The sequence below is a fragment of the Streptomyces sp. NPDC007162 genome, from assembly GCF_040634175.1.
Lineage (GTDB): Bacteria > Actinomycetota > Actinomycetes > Streptomycetales > Streptomycetaceae > Streptomyces.
The window spans coordinates 1-2509 of record NZ_JBEYFC010000844.1; the positions used below are offsets into that span (position 1 = coordinate 1).

The window sequence follows — 2509 nt, forward strand, 5'->3', positions numbered from 1 at the left end:
CGTGGCCTGTCGCCGCGGCGGTGAACCATCACGCCCCTACCTCGTGACAACCCGTCACCACACCACAAGAAGTGGACCAGAACCACTTTTCAGCCCGTTTCCGAGACGGGATCCAGCATGCACAGGATCGCAGGAGGCTGCCCGGCCACAGCGTGCGAGAAGCGGCAAGTCGACCGCTGAGTCCTGTCCGGGAGCATCACCCGGCCGGCTTCACGGTCAGCCGATGGCTTCGCTCACCGGGGGAAGGTATCCGTGGCGCTGTCCGGTGGCTGTCGGGTGGTAGGACTCCCAGTCGTTCTTGATGCGCAGAATCCACTCGTTGGAGAGGCCGCCCGGGTTGCACACCTCGTGTCCGTGGAACGCGGTCCGCACGTCGGCGAAGTGGAAGCCCGACGCGTGCGCCTCGCGCTCGATCACCGCGTCGGCGTCGTCGGCCATCTTGTTCATGCGCTCCCTGCGCGGCTTGGTGGCAGCCAGACAGGTGGTGTTCGCGTCGAACAGGTGCGGATAGTCCGCCACCACCACGCGAGCGTGCGGTGCGTGAGCCCGGATATCCCGATAGGTCTCGGCGAGCCGTGCGGGCAGCTCGTGGTGGATGACCGACTCGGAGTGGTCGAGTGCCGCATCGCACTTCTCGGCGTTGACCGGTGCGAGAATGCAGCCGAGGATGACGCCCTCGAAGTCCGCGTCGTTGCCGCCGATGGTGATCGTGACCAGCGTGGTGTCGCGGTCGAGCGCGGCCACTTGCTCTGCGCGCACGTCAGCGGTGACTGCCCCGCCGCACGCCGCGTAACGAAACGACTCGGGGTGGTGCTCCCGCGCCCACAGCGCCGGATACGCGTTGGGACTGCGACGGCAGTAGTTGGACATGTCGTTGTCGCCGGCGCCGGAACCGGAGGAGAACGAGTCGCCGAGCGCGACATAGTGCACTGCCGAACGGGGCGCGGCGGCGGACGGCGCGATGGCCGCGGTGGACATGAGCGCGGTAGCCGCGGTGATCGCGGACAGAGCGACGAGGTGCTTGTGACGCACGGGCTGCTCCCTTGGGCATTGCCACGCCACGCGAATGCGTAGCGCGCTTGATCCGATACGGATCGTAATGAGGCAAGGCCTGGCACCTTAAGGCGTATTCACCCGGCGCCCGAAGGGCGCGCTATCGCCACAGGACCTTCACGCGCCCCCCTGAACCAAACGGCGCTCACGCGCCCGCAGCACCTGATAACTACCACCGCCTTGACCACAAGATCAGGCAGCGCACGATCTACTCCGCAGCGGGCCGGGCCCCGGGGGGCGGTGACAGCGGCGCCCTGAGCGAGCCGTCCGCGAAGTCCAGACCTCGGGCCGTCCGGTCGCTCATGTCGCGAAGGACCTGGGCATCCACAAGGAGGCCCTGCGCGGCTGGGTCCGCCAGGCCGAGGCGGACAAGGGGGACCGGCCTGATCTGCTGACCACCGCCGAGCGGACCGAGCTGACCCAACTCCGCAGAGAAATAGCCGAGTTGCGTCGGGCAAACGAGATCCTGAAGGCCGCCTCGGTGTTTTTCGCGAAGGAGCTCTTACCAGCCCCGCACGAGGCTGACGCGGTGATCAACCACCTCCGCAACGACTTCGGGGTCGAGCCCGTATGCCGGGAACTGGACCTCTCGGTCTCGGCATTCAACGCCCGCCGTCGGCGCCCGAAGTCCGCCCGGCGCCTGCGCGACGAACAGCTCATCGAGCACATCCGGCGCATCCATGACACGTCCGGCCAGACCTATGGAGCCCGGCGCATCCACCATCAGCTGCGGCGCGAAGGCATCACCGCGGCCCGCTGCACCATCGAGCGCCTCATGCGCGAAGACAGCCTGGAAGGCGTGATCCGCGGGCAGCGGCGCCGCACCACGATCCCCGAGCCGACCGCGCCCAGGCCGCCCGATCTGGTCAACCGGCGCTTCACCGCGAGCCGGCCGAACCAGCTGTGGGTCGCCGACCTCACCTATATCCGCACTTGGTCGGGCTGGGCATACGTCGCCTTCGTCCTGGACGTGTACTCGCGGATGATCGTCGGATGGCAGCTCGCCGCCCACATGCGGACCGATCTCCCGCTGGACGCGTTGGAGATGGCCTTGTGGCGGCGCGGAATCAAGAAGGGCTCGGGTCTGATTCATCACAGCGATCGCGGGTCGCAATACCTATCAATTCGGTACGGTGAGCGGCTGATTGAGGCTGGCGCAACCGCATCGGTCGGCTCCGTCGCGGACAGCTATGACAACGCGATGGCCGAGGCTCTCCACGGTTCTTTCAAGGCCGAGCTGATCGAGCATCAAGGCCCCTGGCGTGACGCTGACCAGGTCGAACGTGCCGTCGTTCAATGGGTGGGCTGGTACAACACCGAGCGCCTACACTCCGCCCTCGACTACCTCCCACCCGAGGAATTCGAGGCCCGGCATCACCGATCACAGGCAGCCCCAAACGCCAGGGCGGTTTCAAAGTCCTGTCGATCAAGGATCCATGCTGGTCACAGCATCATG

2 protein-coding genes are annotated in these 2509 nt (G+C 66.8%); one reads left to right on the top strand and one right to left on the bottom strand.

Annotation, left to right across the window (positions count from 1 at the left end):
- Window positions 1-216: 216 nt before the first annotated feature.
- Window positions 217-978, bottom strand: a complete 762-nt coding sequence (locus tag ABZ646_RS44795) for an SGNH/GDSL hydrolase family protein (RefSeq protein WP_360533030.1) — start codon at window positions 976-978, stop codon at window positions 217-219.
- 391 nt (window positions 979-1369) lie between these two features.
- Here ABZ646_RS44795 and ABZ646_RS44800 point away from each other — a divergent pair.
- On the top strand, window positions 1370-2509 hold a 1140-nt coding region (locus ABZ646_RS44800; protein WP_360533033.1), incomplete at its 3' end, for an IS3 family transposase.